General features: G+C 68.2%; 14 protein-coding genes. 3 read left to right on the top strand and 11 right to left on the bottom strand.

The genetic code is table 11. The features are described from left to right. Nucleotides 1–18 precede the first annotated feature (18 nt). From hypF to OHS16_RS01890, 10 genes are all read right to left on the bottom strand, one after another. Nucleotides 19–2,562, bottom strand: a complete 2,544-nt coding sequence (gene hypF / locus OHS16_RS01930) for a carbamoyltransferase HypF (RefSeq protein ID WP_328535375.1) — start codon at nucleotides 2,560–2,562, stop codon at nucleotides 19–21. Between the two features lie 3 nt (nucleotides 2,563–2,565). Continuing rightward, nucleotides 2,566–3,078 (bottom strand): hydrogenase maturation protease, encoded by a 513-nt coding sequence (locus tag OHS16_RS01925; RefSeq protein WP_328535374.1) that lies wholly within the window; start codon nucleotides 3,076–3,078, stop codon nucleotides 2,566–2,568. A gap of 76 nt (nucleotides 3,079–3,154) precedes the next feature. Further along, nucleotides 3,155–3,361 carry a hypothetical protein gene (locus OHS16_RS01920; protein ID WP_328535373.1) on the bottom strand — a complete coding sequence of 69 codons (207 nt, stop codon included), beginning with the start codon at nucleotides 3,359–3,361 and terminating at the stop codon, nucleotides 3,155–3,157. A gap of 18 nt (nucleotides 3,362–3,379) precedes the next feature. Beyond that, the gene (locus tag OHS16_RS32040; protein ID WP_443042542.1) at nucleotides 3,380–3,499 is read right to left on the bottom strand and encodes a DUF6893 family small protein; all 120 of its coding nucleotides are present in this window, start codon (nucleotides 3,497–3,499) and stop codon (nucleotides 3,380–3,382) included. Then, nucleotides 3,496–4,941 (bottom strand): hypothetical protein, encoded by a 1,446-nt coding sequence (locus OHS16_RS01915; RefSeq protein ID WP_328535372.1) that lies wholly within the window; start codon nucleotides 4,939–4,941, stop codon nucleotides 3,496–3,498. The genes OHS16_RS32040 and OHS16_RS01915 overlap by 4 nt, the downstream gene beginning before the upstream one ends. Further along, on the bottom strand, nucleotides 4,938–5,579 hold the full coding sequence (locus OHS16_RS01910; RefSeq protein WP_328535371.1) for a DUF6084 family protein: 642 nt from the start codon (nucleotides 5,577–5,579) through the stop codon (nucleotides 4,938–4,940). The genes OHS16_RS01915 and OHS16_RS01910 overlap by 4 nt, the downstream gene beginning before the upstream one ends. Continuing rightward, entirely contained in the window at nucleotides 5,576–6,229 is a 654-nt protein-coding gene (locus OHS16_RS01905) for a DUF5947 family protein (RefSeq protein ID WP_328535370.1), read from the bottom strand. The genes OHS16_RS01910 and OHS16_RS01905 overlap by 4 nt, the downstream gene beginning before the upstream one ends. Further along, nucleotides 6,226–7,158, bottom strand: coding sequence for a NifU family protein (locus tag OHS16_RS01900; protein WP_328535369.1), 933 nt, complete (start codon nucleotides 7,156–7,158; stop codon nucleotides 6,226–6,228). The genes OHS16_RS01905 and OHS16_RS01900 overlap by 4 nt, the downstream gene beginning before the upstream one ends. A 109-nt stretch (nucleotides 7,159–7,267) precedes the next feature. Continuing rightward, nucleotides 7,268–9,061 carry a nickel-dependent hydrogenase large subunit gene (locus OHS16_RS01895; RefSeq protein WP_328535368.1) on the bottom strand — a complete coding sequence of 598 codons (1,794 nt, stop codon included), beginning with the start codon at nucleotides 9,059–9,061 and terminating at the stop codon, nucleotides 7,268–7,270. A gap of 34 nt (nucleotides 9,062–9,095) precedes the next feature. Continuing rightward, nucleotides 9,096–10,151 (bottom strand): hydrogenase expression protein HypE, encoded by a 1,056-nt coding sequence (locus OHS16_RS01890; protein ID WP_328535367.1) that lies wholly within the window; start codon nucleotides 10,149–10,151, stop codon nucleotides 9,096–9,098. Between the two features lie 367 nt (nucleotides 10,152–10,518). Between OHS16_RS01890 and OHS16_RS01885 the strand changes: the two genes are divergently transcribed. From OHS16_RS01885 to OHS16_RS01875, 3 genes are all read left to right on the top strand, one after another. Continuing rightward, the gene (locus tag OHS16_RS01885) at nucleotides 10,519–10,848 is read left to right on the top strand and encodes a hydrogenase maturation nickel metallochaperone HypA/HybF (RefSeq protein ID WP_328535366.1); all 330 of its coding nucleotides are present in this window, start codon (nucleotides 10,519–10,521) and stop codon (nucleotides 10,846–10,848) included. Nucleotides 10,849–10,911: 63 nt separating this feature from the next. Next, entirely contained in the window at nucleotides 10,912–11,640 is a 729-nt protein-coding gene (gene hypB / locus OHS16_RS01880; RefSeq protein WP_328535365.1) for a hydrogenase nickel incorporation protein HypB, read from the top strand. Nucleotides 11,641–11,853: 213 nt separating this feature from the next. Continuing rightward, the gene (locus OHS16_RS01875; protein ID WP_328535364.1) at nucleotides 11,854–13,551 is read left to right on the top strand and encodes a hydrogenase maturation protein; all 1,698 of its coding nucleotides are present in this window, start codon (nucleotides 11,854–11,856) and stop codon (nucleotides 13,549–13,551) included. Between the two features lie 110 nt (nucleotides 13,552–13,661). Here the strand turns inward: OHS16_RS01875 and OHS16_RS01870 are convergent, their stop codons facing one another. Next, nucleotides 13,662–14,588 (bottom strand): carbohydrate kinase family protein, encoded by a 927-nt coding sequence (locus tag OHS16_RS01870; protein WP_328535363.1) that lies wholly within the window; start codon nucleotides 14,586–14,588, stop codon nucleotides 13,662–13,664. Nucleotides 14,589–14,724 lie beyond the last annotated feature (136 nt).

The raw sequence follows: 14,724 nt of genomic DNA, 5'->3' as shown, positions 1-14,724 counted from the left end.
GCGCCGGAAGCCGCGAGTTCAGCCCGCTGCGGCGATCAGCAGCTGACCGAAGGCGATGCCGCCGTCGTTCGGCGGCAGCAGCCGTGGGCGGAGCACGGTGAAACCCCGGCGGCTCAGTGCTCCCTGTGCGGCCTCGAGCAGTACGGCGTTCTGGAACACGCCGCCGCCCAGCGCGACCACGTCGAGCGAGCTGCCCTCACGGCAGAGCTCCGCGAGGTCCACGACGAGGGCGGCCACGGCCGCGTGGAAGCGTGCGGCGATCAGCTGCTTCGAGGTTCCCGCCAGTACGTCGGAGACCACCGCGCGGATCACCGGACCGGGATCGGCGATGAAGGGTTCCTCCTCCGCCGATCGGCTGACGGCGAAGGAATAGGTGTCCCGACCGGTGTCGAGGAGGCGCCCCGACCGGGCCAGGCCCTCGAGCTCGACGGCCGCCTGCGCTTCGTACTGCACCTCGTGGCGGACGTCCGTCAGGGACGCGACCGCGTCGAACAACCGCCCCATGCTCGACGTGGGCACGCAGCCGAATCCCGTGTCGAACTGGTGGGCCAGTACATCGCGTTCTCTGGCGGGGCAGGCACGTACCGGCGGCAGTCTGTCGTCCCAGCGGACACCGGCCGAGTGCAGACAGGCGAGCGCCATCCGGTAGGGGCGCAGCACGCTGGCATCGCCGCCCGCCAGCGGTACGTAGCCGAGGTGCGCGGCCCGGTGGAACGACTTGTAGCCGGCGATCAGCGCCTCACCGCCCCAGGCGGCTCCGTCGCTACCGAAGCCGGTACCGTCGAAGGCGATTCCGATGACTCTCTCACCGGCGCCCAAACCGTGTTCCCCCATGACGGAAGCGATGTGCGCGTGATGATGCTGCACGGTCCGCACCGCTCGTCCGAGAGCGTGGTCCCGGGCCCAGTCGCCGGAGCGGTAGCCGGGATGGCTGTCGGCCACCAGCTGGCCGGGCTCGACTCCGGTCAGCTCCCGCAGATGCCTCTCGGTCCGTGTCAGCGCCTCGACGGTGGAGAGGTCCTCCATGTCGCCGATGTGCTGGCTCATCCAGGCGTAGCGACCTTCTCCCAGTGCGCAGGTGTTCTTCAGATCCGCGCCTACCGCGAGCATCGGCGGTACATCGAAGGGCAGCGCCACAGGCAGCGGAGCATAGCCGCGGGACCTGCGGACCGGGAGTTCCCCGCCCGCGACGAATCTGCTGACGGAGTCGTCGCACGGCACATGGATCACCCGGTCGTGCCGCAGCCAGGCGTCGACCAGTGGGGCCAGTTCCGTCAGCGCACGGGCGTCATCGGTGACGATCGGCTCACCGGAACGGTTGGCGGAGGTCATCACCAGGGCATCGGGGCCCGAGGGGTCGTCCCCGATACCGAAGAGCAGGACGTGCAAAGGGGTGTACGGAAGCATCAGTCCGAGGTCCGGGCTGCCCGGTGCCACGGAGTGCGACACCCCGGTCCCAGGCAGCTCGGCGCGGAGGGGCAGGAGGACGATCGGTTTTCGCACACCGGCGAGCAGCGCTTCCTCGTCGCTGTTCATGGTCACGAGCGCGGAGGCCACCCCGAGGCCGCTGACCATCACCGCGAACGGCTTGTCGCCCCGCTGCTTTCGGCGGCGCAACTCGGCGACCGCCTCGTCATTGCGGGCGTCGCACACAAGGTGGTAGCCGCCGAGTCCCTTGACCGCGAGAATCCGGCCGGCGGCGAGCAGTCGACGGGCCCCCCGCAGTGCGTCCTCACCGTCTTCGGGCTGCCCGTCCTTGCGGATCAGTTCGAGCCGCGGCCCGCAGGTGTGGCAGGCGATCGGCTGGGCGTGGAACCGGCGGTCACGTGGATCGTCGTACTCGGACCGGCAGACATCGCACATGTCGAAGGCGGCCATGGTGGTCGCGGCCCGGTCGTACGGCGTACCGGTGACGATCGTGAAACGGGGCCCGCAGTGGGTGCAGCTGATGAACGGATGGCGGTAGCGCCGGTCCGCCGGGTCGCCCATCTCGTCCAGGCAGTTCCCGCACGTGGCGACATCCGGGGAGACGAGCGTACGGGCCCGGCCCGTCCCGCTCGACTCCTCGATGGTGAACCCCGTACCGCCCTGCGTCGGCCGGTCGCTCTCGTGCACGGCCTCGACGACGGCGAGGGGCGGCGCGTCGGTGCGCAGGCGCCGGCCGAATTCCTGCACCGCGCGGGCATCGCCCTCGACTTCGGTGACGACACCCGCACTGGTGTTGGCCACGGAGCCGGACAGCGTCAGCTCCGCAGCGGTGACATAGACGAACGGTCTGAATCCCACGCCCTGCACCACGCCGTGCACCTCGAACCTCCGGCGGATCCGGTCGCGGGGGCGTCCCATCATCTCCAGTCCTGACAGGGCTTCCTGTGCCCGGCCCCGGTCGATGATCTCCATCGCGAAACCCATGTGCAGAAGGACCCAGTCGCCGCTGCCCGGGGGCTCGTCGAGCATTCCGATGTTGATACGCCGCTGCGCCCCCTCCACGTCGACGAGTGCGAGCTGGCCCGCGAAGCCGTCCACGATCTCGACGACTTGGCCGGGGATGCCCAGGCACATGGGTCAGGACCTCCGGGACTCGGTGGATTCGGCGATGCGGTCGGGCCCGGACGGCAGGAGCCGCCGGATCAATGCGTGCACTGCGCCGACCGCTTCGGGTACGGCGGCGGAGACCGGCTCGCTGAGCCCGATACCCTCCTCGACCCCGGCGGGGGTGCAGCCCACCACGTAGGTGAACGGAAGACTACCGCCCAATTGATCCAGATTTGCCAGAACTGCCACGGGATTCATCCCGTGTGCATCGAAATCACCTGTTCCGAGGTCCTCGGCCCGGACTTCGAGTACGGTCAGCTCGCCGGGCGGGCCGTCGCCGGGACAGGCGTCCACCAGTACCAGCGCGTCGTATCCGTCGAGCAGGTCGTAGGCGAGGTGCATTCCCCGGATGCCGTAATCGGTCACCCGGACCCGCGGCGGCAGGCCGCCGGCCTCGGCCAGCCGGCGTGCCACCTCGGGGCCGAATCCGTCGTCTCCGAGGAAGAGGTTGCCGATGCCGGCGACAAGCACGCCCCCGGCCACGTCAGGTCCGGCCCGTGGGGTTCGCAGCGCACCCTTCGGTGCGGGGCCGGATCGCTTCGCTCGTCATGTTCCTGACTCAGCCTCCGCCGGACTGCAGATCGGGAGCGTCCGGGTGCCGGGACTTCCTGGGCTTCACGGAGGTGTCCGAGGTGTCACTGCCCTTGCCCTCGGGGCGGTCGGCAGGCCCGGCGGACGGCTGGTCCGAGCCGGTGCCGCGCGAGCCCTTGGCGCCCCGCTCCTCCTGCGGTTCCTCGGGCCTGTTCCTCTTCGGCGTTTCGTTCATCGCATTCACTTCCTTCGCTCACATCGAACGCATTCTCAGATACCGGCGGATGTCGGGAATCGACATCACCCCGACGGCCACGGCGGCCGCCGCCGCGACTGCGGCGACGGCTGTGGTGATCAGGCCCATGGTTCTCATGACGTGCTCTCCTCTCGGTGCTCCGGGGGGCTCTCGACGGGCAGAGGTTCCAGCTCGTCGGGCGCGAAATAGAAGTAACGGCCGTACCAGTCGTGCATGTCCGACGCGGGGTCGTCCACCAGGACCAGCGCCACATGGGTCTCACCATCGACGTCCGAGAGCACTGCCGTCACCCTGGCCACCTGGCCGGCGAAGAAGAGATCCTGCGCGTCGGCGCGTCGGGACGGGTGCACCCGGACGAGGCTGCCCTTGGTGACGGTGACACCGTCGATCACCACGGCGTCGGACTCCGGGTTCACGGCCGCATCGGCCGCCGGATCCCACCAGGGTGCTCCTCCGGTGTCGAAGCAGGCAGGCTCGGCGTCACGCAGGTCGGCGGCAGGAGAGACACGCGGTCCGTCGACGGTGAGCGCCTCCGGAGCGTGCGGGTCGCGCAACAGCCCGTGCAGCTGCTGCAGCTCTGCGGCGGACATACCGTCGCAGCGGTCGATGATCTCCCGGGCCCGGGGGTCGGTGGCCCTTGCCTCCGCCTTCTCCGACTCGGTCATGGTCATGACCCGCAGTGTCAGGATCTCGTCGATCTCGGTGGAGTCGAAAAGGGCGCCCGGGCTCTGTTCGGCCACCTCCGGATGGTCGTAGAGGATGATCGGGGCCCCGAGCACGACGTCGGTGGACCCTTTCGCTCCGGCAAGCACCGGCCAGCACCTGTGCTGGCGGCAGCGTCCGGCGGGGCCGACCGCCTCATCGGCGGGTTCGAGGAGTGAGGCGAATTCGGTGCCGTGTGCCCGGAGCAGAAGATGCGAGCCGATCAGAGAGACACGGATCGCGGCGTTCTTGTCCGCGGCCGTCCCGGGATGTTCGTTGGCCACCGACACCGACAGCCGGACGAAGCCGTGGTCGACCGTCGTGTGCGCGCGGATCCGGACCGTCAACGGCTCTCGGCGCCGCACGATACGGCCCACCGCGGCGCCGCTCGCGTCCGTCAGCGCCTCGACGTCCTCCCCGCCGGGGACCGTACGGAGCTCATCTGCCGGCTCCTCCAACGAGACCGCGGGCAGCACGATTTCCCGCTCCACCGCCTCGTCCCAGCTCAGCACGGACACGCCGTCCACACTGAGGCCGTCGGTCGCGGTGTGCCCGCCGTCCGCGTTCCGCCGCTGCACCTCGCGCACCTGCAGCTGAAGAAAGCGCAGATGGACGCTGACCGCCGCCGGCCCAGCCGCCGGAGCCTTCAGCAGGCACTGCATCGCCATCCCCGGTTCCTCGCCGAAGCTCGCGGGCGTGGCGGACGGCGGCCCGAGCACCCCGAACTGCCAGCGCGACTGGTTCTTGTGCGAGCTCGCACGGTACGGGTAGAGCAAGTACCCCTCGTAGAGCACCGCATCCGCGATGGCGCGCACCTGGTCGAGCCCTGTGGAGCCGGTGGGACTGACAGTGCTCATGGGACCACCTCACCGATGTCGGCCAGCAACGTGCGCACCGTCTCGTCCCAGCTGATCAGCCCACGCCGCGCACGGAAGTCGGCGATACGGTCCACCACGTCCTGATCCAGCCTGATCCAGCCGGAGTTCGGAAAGTGGAACGTGATCATCTGCCGCCACACGGAGACCGGCATCCGATGGCCGGCCTCACAGTCCCAGGACACCTGCCGTACACCGAAGCCGGCACTTCCCTTGGTGAACACGGTGCCGGAGAACAGCAGGGTGAGCGGTACCGTCCCCTCTTCGAGAGCATGCAGATACCGCGAGCCGATGACGTCGAAGTCATAGGTGCACGGCAGGGCGAGATCGACTTCGGTGGTGCCGGTGAATCCCTGGACCGTCGTGTTGCACTGCATCCAGAGGAACGGCTTCAGGGTGTCGGGCCACCTGTCCCGCCCGCCGAAGAGACCGCGCAGCCCTTCCTCCTCGGACTCTCCGTACGACCTGCGCTGCGGCTCGATACGGACCTGACAGCGCAGCACGATCGCGTGGACACGCTCGGCGGGATCCCCTTCGATGCGCAGCCGGGCGGTCAGCTGCGGGACGACGGTGAACGGCTCGGCGAGAACGTCGAGCACGGAGAACCCGAGGGCGCTCATCGGGGGCCGCCCACGGCTGCGGGCCGGCTGCGGTCCTCCACCTGTGCGAAGAACGCTTCCGTCGCGTCGTGTGCCTGACGGCCGCCGTCGAACCCCCGCCACAACGTCCGCAGTGTGCCGACCAGTTCGTAGCAGGCGTCGATCGGCACCAGATGGCAGCTGCCCTCGCCCCCTTCTGGGCGGCGTACCAGCAGAGCTTCCACATCGGGGCGCAGCACCGACAGCGCGGGGTGCGTCGCGACAATGGTGTCCCAGGTGTTCAGCGGCAGTTCGGACTCGGTCGCGCCTGCGGGGCCGGGATAGAAGGCGGCGAGGCGGCCCTGGACCGAATTGCGGAACAGGAACGCCAGCCCGACCGGGATCTGCATCTCGTCCCAGGTTCTTTCGTCCAGGGCGAGTCCGGAGAAGTGCAGATAGCGTTCGGGAACCGCCCGGTAGCGCAACTGCGCTTCCTCGTCGCTGAACAGCAGATAGCAGGGCCGGCAGCTGCACATCAGTGCTCGGCTGTCCAGGTTCACCACATGAGGATGACTGTGCCCGATCGTGTCGGCGCACATCTCGCAGCGTTCGCCGGCCGCGGGCTTCGGGCGGTTGCGAGTGACCCGCAGCAGCGACGCCACCGGTGATGCGCCGCGTCCTCCGGTGATCATGTGGCCACCGGTGCGGGCACCGCGACCGAGACGGTCGCACCGTCGGCCAGCAGGGGAAGGGGATCCAGGTGGAGAGATTCCGACTCGACGCAGGCACCTGCCCGCCGTACGTCGAAGTGTGCGCGGCAGACCGGGCATCGCAGCACCGCATCACCCGGGGCCCCGCCCAGCCGCCGGGCCAGTGCTGCGCCCTCCAGCGGATTTTCGCACCGGGCACACCAGTCACGGAAGGCGAAGAAGTCCGCTCCGATCCGGCAGGCCAGCACCGGGAACCGGGCGGTCGTGAAACGGACTACGGCACCGGATTCCAGGCCGGTGAGCTCCGGCACCGGCTGCCAGGCCACTCCCGACCCGTCCGAATCGACCGCGGTTTCATGGATCCGCGAGAACAGCGCACCGACCGGGACCATCGGACCGGAAGCTTCGGACGCCACTTCCGCCGCGGTCTCCACCTCGATGGTGGTGATCTCCGGAGCCGCTGCTTCCACCGCACTCTGCACGGCGAGTTTGAGCGTGACCGAGGAGGACGGGCATCCGTCACAGCTGCCCAGCAGGCGCAGCCCGACGACACCGTCAGCGGTGACGCCGAGCAGCTCCACATCGCCCCCGTGGGAGCCGAGGTACGGCCGGACGCTCTCCAGCGCTTTCTCGACCCGGGTCTCCACACTGTAGGGATGCAAGCCGTGCACCATCAGCAGACTGGCCACCAGGTCGTCCGCGGCGAAGCCGGCCAGGACATCGTCGTCCAGTCGGCCCTTCTCGTGCAGCAGGTCGAGGAGCCGCTCGAGACCGGCACCGTAGAAATCGGTGACCAGCCGGACCAGTTCCTCGCTCCGTTCGCGGGCGACGGCGCCCCCCGACGCGCTGGCGGCGATGAGCGTGTCGATGCGCTCGCCGGTCGCCCGCCAGTCACCCGAAAGGGTGTCCACTGGTGTGGGTTCCGGCTCCCCCCGACCGTGCCCGAGGTGTTCCGTCACGTCACCTGCCACTGAGTCGCTCGCTGCGGCGCCGTCCACGGCCGCGTCATCCACTGCCACGTCATTCACTGCCGGCGGACTGGGTGGGGGAGTGCACGAGTTCCAGCTTCTTGCCCTCGCCGAGATACATGTGGACGCCGCAGGGCAGACAGGGGTCGAAGCTGCGCACCGTGCGCATGATGTCGATGCCCTTGAAGTGCTCCCGGTCGTTCTCCTCGAAGATCGGCTGCCCCTGCACGGCGTCCTCGTAGGGTCCCGGAGTGCCGTAGGTGTCGCGCGGGCTCGCGTTCCAGGGGGTCGGCGGATAGGGGTGGTAATTGGCGATCTTTCCGTCCCGGATCACCATGTGGTGGGAGAGGACGCCGCGCACCGCCTCGGTGAACCCACAGCCCACACCCTCCTCCGGGACCTCGAACTTCTCCCAGGTCTTGGTCCGTCCGGCCCGGATCTCCACGAGGGCCTTCTCCGCGAAGTGCAGTGCGCACGCGGCCGCATAGGCCTGGAAGTAGGTGCGTGCCCGGTTGCGCTCAATGGTGTTGCTCCACTTGGGTACGTGCCATTCCAGTTCCACCGGACCCTTGAGCGCGGTCTTGGGAAGATTGATCTTCACGCTGTTGCCGGTGGCCTGGATGTAACCGATGTCCACCAGGCCGGCCAGTGCCGTGGTCCACAGCCGGGCCAACGGGCCGCCGCCGGTGTCGAGCGCGAGATAGTCCTTGCCGTCGAACCACCGCGGGGACATGACCCAGCTGTACTTGTCGTCGAGGTCGCGCTTCTGAGGCTGGGGATTGGTGTGCTGGTTCCACGGATGACGCCGGTCGACGGGGTTGCCGAGGGGGTCGTGGGTCACGAACATCTCCTGGTCCTCCCAGTCGCCGTAGTACGACGAACCGAGCAGGATGCGGATGCCGAGGTTGATCTCCACGAGGTCTGTGGTGACGAGTTTCCCGTCGACGACCACACCGGGGGTCACGTACATCTTCCGGCCCCAGTTGGTCATGTCCTTGTACTCGAAGTTGCAGTGCTCGGGATCCTGGAAGGAGCCCCAGCAGCCCAGCAGGATGCGCCGGTTGCCGACCTGCTCGTATCCGGGCAGGGCCTCGTAGAAGAAGTCGAAGAGATCGTCGTGCATCGGCACGACCTTCTTCATGAACTCCACGTAGCGCTGGAGCCGGGTGATGTAGTCGGTCATCAGCTGGATGGTCGCCACGGTGCCCACACCACCGGGGTAGAGCGTGGAGGGGTGGACGTGCCGGCCCTCCATCAGGCAGAACATCTCCCGGGTCATGCGGCTGACCTGGAGTGCCTCACGGTAGAACTCGCCGGTGAACGGGTTCAGCGACCGCATGATGTCACCGATGGTCTTGTACCCGTGGGCATCCGCATGCGGCGAAGCGGTCCTGTTGGCCTTCTCGAGCACCCCGGGATTGGTCTCGGCGACCATCTTCTCGCAGTAGTCGACCCCTACCAGGTTCTCCTGGAAGATGTTGTGGTCGAACATGTACTCCGCGGCCTCACCGAGGTTCACGATCCATTCGCCGATGTGCGGCGGTTTCACTCCATAGGCCATGTTCTGCGCGTAGCAGGAGCAGGTCGCGTGGTTGTCACCGCAGATTCCGCAGATCCGGCTGGTGATGAAATGTGCGTCGCGCGGATCCTTGCCCTTCATGAAGACCGAATAGCCGCGGAAGATGGAACTGGTGCTGTGGCACTCGGCGACCACCTTCTGCTTGAAGTCGATCTTCGTGTAGATGCCGAGGCTTCCGACGATGCGGGTGATGGGGTCCCACGCCATCTCCACCAGTTCGTCTTTCCCCTGTTTCCCGCTCCCGCCCCTGCGCTGCGTCGCCGTCATGTGGGCCGCCCTCAACTTTCTCTCTTGTGCGGAGTTACCAGTTACGTGTGGCGCCGGTGGTCAGTGCGGGACCTGGCTTACGCCACTTCGGCTCCTGGTCGAGGGTGTGCGTGGTGATCTGACGCAGACGCCGCATCGTCGAGCCGTACGGACCGACGGCCACCGACGAGAGCTTGCCGCCGGGCGGTTCGTCCATGAAGGGCATGAACTTGTCGGGGAACCCCGGCATGGTGCAGCCGATGCAGATCCCGCCGACGTTGGGACAGCCGCCGATCCCGTTCATCCAGCCGCGCTTCGGCACGTTGCATTTGACGGTGGGACCCCAGCAGCCCAGTTTGACGATGCACTTGGGTGAGCCGTATTCGCTCGCGAAGTCACCCTGTTCGTAATAGCCGGCCCGGTCGCAGCCCTCGTGCACGGTCTGGCCGAACAGCCACGTCGGGCGCAGTGCGTCGTCGAGCGGAATCATCGGGGCCTGGTCGGTGGCCATGTAGAGCAGATAGGTGAGCGTCTCCGACAGGTTGTCCGGCTGAATCGGGCAGCCGGGGACGCACACGATCGGGATTCCGGCCTTGGACTTCCAGTCCCAGCCCAGATAGTCGGGTACGCCCATCGCGCCGGTCGGGTTGCCTGCCATGGCGTGGATGCCGCCATAGGTGGCGCAGGTGCCCACGGCGACGATCGCGGTGGCCTTGGGCGCCAGGCGGTCCAGCCATTCGCTGGTGGTCATGGGCTGTCCGGTGGCGGGGTCGTTTCCGAATCCGCACCAGTAGCCCTCGTCGTGCAGCCGCTCGTTGGGGATCGATCCCTCAACGACCAGGACGAATGGCTCGAGCTCGCCCCGGTCCGCCTTGAAGAACCACTCGAGGAAATCGTCGGCTCCGCCGTTGGGGCCGCATTCGAAATCGATGAGGGGCCAGTGCACGGCAACCTGCGGAAGGCCGGGCAAGGCACCGAGCGCAATCTCCTCGATGCTGGGCTGCGTCGCGGCGGTCAACGCCACGGAATCACCGTCGCAGCTGAGACCTGCGTTGATCCACAGGACATGGATCAGCGTATCTTGCGCTTTTACTGCTGCTTCCGTCGGCATAGCACAGCCGCCTTCCGGGGTTGGCTGCCGGCCCTTAGTTTTCCGTAGTCCGGCCCTCGACCCACGCGGGTTATGTCACTCACATTGCTACCATCTAGACCCGGGCCGATCTTCCTGTCAATGCGGGAAAGCGCAATACGATCATGCTCGGTCACGGCATGGGGTGAACGTTCCCGCCGGGCGGTTCTGTAGTTCCCGGGCGGCCGTTACCGGGGAAAGGGCGACGGTCGGAATTGATTCGGGACGGGTTCTGCCACGCGCGTCTGCTCCGGTCGGGTGATTCCGCCCGACGGTCGGTCCGTCGGAGTGTTGTAGGGATCGGCGGCACTTCTACGGTCGGACCCACCGACGCGGGATCGAGGCCGGCATGCATGAATTGTCAATCACGCAGAGCGTTGTCGATGCGGTATGTGAACGCGCAGCGGGCCGTCCCGTGCATTCCGTCAGGGTGCAGGTGGGGATGCTCACCGCGGTAGTGGCCGATTCCATGCAATTCTGCTTCGACCTGGTCACCGAGGGCACCGTGGCCGAGGGGGCGCGGCTGGAGATCGATCAGCCGCCCGGAACCGGGCGGTGCCGTCTGTGCGACACCGTTTTCGCGCTGACCGACCTTGTCCTGCTGTGTCCCTGCGGCAGCGTTGACGTGGAGGTCATGTCAGGTCGGGAGCTTCAGATCGTTTCGATGAGAGTGGGCTGACGTATGTGCGGTACGTGCGGTTGCGATGAAGAGGGCTCCGGCGGAGGTGGCGTCAGGATCGCGATGCCCTCCGCAGGAAATGCGGTGGCGCGCGAGCACCCGCACGGGCACACCCATGAGCACGGCGGCAACCACCAGGAGAGCTCCGGTGAAACCGTCACGCTCGAGCAGAGGGTGCTGGCCAAGAACGAGGGTCTCGCCGAGGCCAACCGTGTCTGGCTGGCGAGTCAGGGAATCGTCGCGGTGAACTTGATGAGCTCCCCCGGTGCAGGGAAGACAACGCTGCTCGAACGGACCGTCAGGGACCTGGCGGAGCGGCGGCAGGTGGCGGTCATCGAGGGCGACCAGGAGACGATGCTCGACGCCGAACGGATCAAGCGGGCCGGATGCACGGTCGTGCAGGTCAACACCGGGGCGGGTTGCCACCTCGACGCGGAGATGATGAACGGCGCGCTGGCCGCGCTGTCTCCCGGCGCCGGATCCCTGGTGTTCGTCGAGAACGTCGGCAATCTGGTCTGCCCTGCCCTGTTCGACCTGGGTGAGCGCAGCAGAGTGGTGATCATCTCGGTGACAGAGGGCACGGACAAGCCGCTGAAGTACCCTCATATGTTCGCTGCTGCGGACCTGGTGGTGATCAACAAGATCGACTTGTTGCCGTACGTGGATTTCGACGTCGACCTCTGTGAGAAGTACGCACGGTCGGTCAACCCGGACGTGCACGTACTGACCGTCTCCGCTACCACGGGTGCGGGGATGGACGACTGGTACCGGTGGGTGGCGGCACAGAACTGACGCGGAACACGGGTTCCACGTCGTCGCAGTGGGCCGTTCGCGCCGCGCCTCCCTCTTTCGGTGCATTCGGAGCCGGTTCACCGGCGGGCCGCGGCCGGATCCGCAGCTGCGGTGTGACGATCAGTGTGCCGGTACGCCGCGGGTCGGTGCCGGGGTGCGTGCGCGCCGGCCCCGCGCGGCCGTCCGCCGCAGTCCGATCGCCAGGAGGTTGTGGTGCGAATCCTGCTCGTCGCCAGCGCGTTCAACAGTCTGACGCAGCGGGTGTACGCGGAGCTCTGCGACCGCGGGCACGGTGCGGCGCTCGTCCTTGCCGGGGATGACGCGTCGCTGCGCGCCGCCGTACACCTCCGGGCGCCACAGTTGATCATCGCGCCCATGCTGAAGACCGCGATCCCCGAGGACATCTGGTCCCAGTACGTATGCCTGGTCGTGCATCCCGGCCCGCCGGGGGACCGGGGTCCCTCGTCGCTGGACCGGGCCGTCCAGGACGGTGAGAACCAATGGGGTGTGACCGTGCTCCAGGCCGCCGCGGAGATGGACGGCGGCGACATCTGGGCCTCCGAATCCTGCTTCCTGCCACCGGTGGGCAAGAGCGATCTCTACCGGGGTGAGATCGCGGATGCCGCGGTCACCGCCGTCCTGCTGGCCGTCGAGCGCTTCGCCGCGGGCAGCTACATCCCGAAGCCGCAGCACGGCCTCGCCGTGCGTTCCCGGCCGTATCTGAGGCAGCACGAACGCAGCATCGACTGGACGGCGGAATCCCGCGAATCGGTCCTGAGGACGTTGCGTGCGGCGGACTCCCAGCCCGGTGTTCCCGACGAAGTGCTGGGGGTGCCCTGCTTTCTGTACGGCGGCCATGCCGAGGACCGTCTGCGGGGGGAGCCGGGGAGCATCCTGGCAAGCCGGGACGGAGCGATCTGCCGGGCGACCGTGGACGGGGCGGTCTGGATCCCGCAGGCACGGCTGCGCAGCGCGCCGGGTGAGCGGCCCGCTGTGAAGTTGCCCGCCGCGACGGTGCTGGGCGACCGGCTGGTGGATGTGCGGGAAGTTCCTGCACCGCTCGAGTTGCTGGAGGGCCGTCGTACCTGGCGTGAGATCCGCTATCGCGAACACGCGGACGTGGGCTTCCTGAGATTCTCCTTTCCCGGCGGCGCGATGAGCACCGGTCAGTGCCGCCGCCTCCTCGCCGCCTACCGTTTCGCCTGTACCCGGCCGACCCGGGTACTGGTTCTCGGTGGCGAACGTGACTTCTTCTCCAACGGAATCCATCTGAACGTCATCGAGGCCGCGGCCGATCCCGCGGCGGAGTCATGGGCCAACATCCAGGCCATGGACGACCTGGTCGAAGCCGTCCTGACCACCAACGACCGACTGGTCGTCGCCGCCCTCTCGGGCAACGCCGCGGCGGGCGGCGCCATGCTGGCGATCGCCGCCGACGAGGTGTGGTGCCGGGAGGGCGCGGTGCTCAACCCGCACTACCGGCTCATGGGACTCTTCGGCTCGGAGTACTGGACCTACACCCTCCCGCGCCGTGTGGGAGCGGACAGGGCCGCCGCCCTGCTGCGGGACGCGACTCCGCTCAGCGGGTCCGCCGCGCAGGACATCGGACTGGTCGACCGGGTGGTCCCAAGCTCCCCGCAGGAATTCGCGGCGGAGGTCGCCGAACGGGCGGCCTCTCTCGCCGGCGGGGCCGCAACGGACCGCCGGATCGCCGACAAGAAGGCGGCTCGTGAGCGCGACGAGTCGGTGCGGCCTCTCGCCTCCTACCGCGATGAGGAATTGACCCGGATGCGGCAGGCCTTCTTTTCGCCGGATGCGCCGTACCACGCGTTGCGCTCGGCGTTCGTGCACAAGCAGCCGTCACCCGATCCGTCCGGCGTCTCAGCGGCTCTCCTTCACTCCGCGCCGTGATCGCTGCTGTGTGACGGGGCGGGAACCGCCGCCTTCGATGGCCCGACCATCGTCACCGGCGTTCGTGCCGCGGACGGCCGGCCGTACGGGCGGCCTGGGCAGGATCCGGCCTACGAAACGGCGCCGCGGGCCCGGCCATCCGAAAGGAGGGCGCTCTCGGTGATGAGAGCGACGGAACCGGGCGCGGTACACGCGTAGGCACCTGCCACCGTGCCCAGTCGGGCGCACTCCTGTACGTCCCGGCCGCCCAGCCGGCCGTACAGGAAGCCGCAGACAAATGCATCGCCGGCGCCGTTCGAGTCGACCACCGGCGCCGATGGAACGGCTGCCGGAATGTGGTGCGGAGTGGGACCGCCGTCCCGGGTGAGGACGTAGGCGCCCTCGGCGCCCGCAGTGGCGATCACCGCCCCGGCCCGACCCTCGCGGAGAATCTCCCGCATCAGGGCCGTGGTGCCCAGGCCCGCGCCCGCCGCGCTCAGAAAGACCAGATCCGAGCGTAGGGCGAACTCCCGGTGGTGGTCGGCCAGTCCGTCCCAGTCATGCAGATCAGCGGAGACGGGCACGCCGAGATCCACGATGTCGTCGAAGAGGTGACGTGTGAAGTCCGAGATGGAGAGGTGGATGTGGCGCGTGCGCCTGAGCCGGGGGAGATAGAACTCCCGGGGCATCCGCAGGCCGGCCGGGTCACGCCCGTCGTAGAAGGACATCCGGCGGCCGGTCGCATCCACCAGGTTCACCGCACGACGGGTTCCCGCTGCGGAGAGCAACGGCACGAACTGCACGTCGCCCGCGGCCAGTCGCTCACGTACCAGCGTGCCGGTCCAGTCGTCCCCGATGAAGTCGAGCAACGCGACGTTCAGGCCGAGTGCGCGGGCTCCGAGGGCCACGTTTCCCCCGGTGTGGCCCGCCCACTCCTCGATCGGCCCGACGTGCACGGAATCGGCGAGCGGTACGGGCAGCGAGCCGACGCGGACCACCGTGTCCACTCCGCTGCCCCCGACCACCAGGACGTCGTACTCCGTGTGTTGTTGGTTCACGGTTCCGCCTCTCGGTTCCGCCGCTGGCCAGTATGACGTGGGGTGCGCGGCCCGTCCGGGGGACGGGCACTCGTCCTGCACGGAAGGCGGATACGGAGGCTGCCCGGGGCCCAGGAATCCGGTGTTCACGCATCCG

It is taken from the genome of Streptomyces sp. NBC_00344 (assembly GCF_036088315.1).
Lineage (GTDB): Bacteria > Actinomycetota > Actinomycetes > Streptomycetales > Streptomycetaceae > Streptomyces.
The sequence above is the reverse complement of the archived record's forward strand: the minus strand, read 5'-3'. Positions and strand labels throughout refer to the sequence as shown.